2 protein-coding genes are annotated in these 552 nt (G+C 37.7%); both read left to right on the forward strand.

The genetic code is table 11. From position 1 onward, the window contains the following. Nucleotides 1-78: 78 nt before the first annotated feature. A complete protein-coding gene (locus tag HMPREF2801_RS09620) occupies nt 79-342 on the forward strand; it encodes a conjugal transfer protein (protein WP_070611887.1) in 264 nt (87 codons plus the stop codon). A gap of 3 nt (nt 343-345) precedes the next feature. Further along, on the forward strand, nt 346-552 hold a 207-nt coding region (locus tag HMPREF2801_RS09625), incomplete at its 3' end, for a PrgI family protein (RefSeq protein WP_148130102.1).

Here is a 552-nt window from a genome sequence, read left to right on the forward strand (position 1 = left end):
GCTGGGGTTAATGATGCTAAAGAGCGGAACTCTGGCCAAAAGCGTATTAAATGCACACTAACAGAAAGGAAGGATAGGATGATCAAAAGAAAAACAGTATTTACAGCAGCAGTAATCGGAGCAGGTGTTATAGCGGTGATTGATAGAATCAAACTTTTTAGCAAGATTAATGACCTGGAAGAAAGAACAAAAGACATCGGTCGCTGCCATAATGACTTTTGTATTTTGCAGGAAAGATATAACAAAAATACAGATAAACAGATAGAAAGCATTCAGGAAGAAATCGGCTCTGTTTATGAACACATGGCAGAGCTTTCAAAGGAAAAAGAAGATGGGAGGTAAGTTATGGCATATGTACCAATCCCAAAAGACCTAAAGAAGGTAAAAACAAAGGTAGCTTTTAACTTAACCAAAAGGCAGATGATAGGTTTCACACTCGCAGGACTGGTAGGACTACCAGTCTATTTATTTATGCGAAAGGTCGTTCCAAATGATATTGCCGTCATATTTCTCATTGTGTCCACACTCCCTATATTTTTTATCACTCTTTTT

Origin of the sequence: Peptoniphilus sp. HMSC062D09, from assembly GCF_001811425.1 — a bacterium.
Lineage (GTDB): Bacteria > Bacillota > Clostridia > Tissierellales > Peptoniphilaceae > Peptoniphilus_A.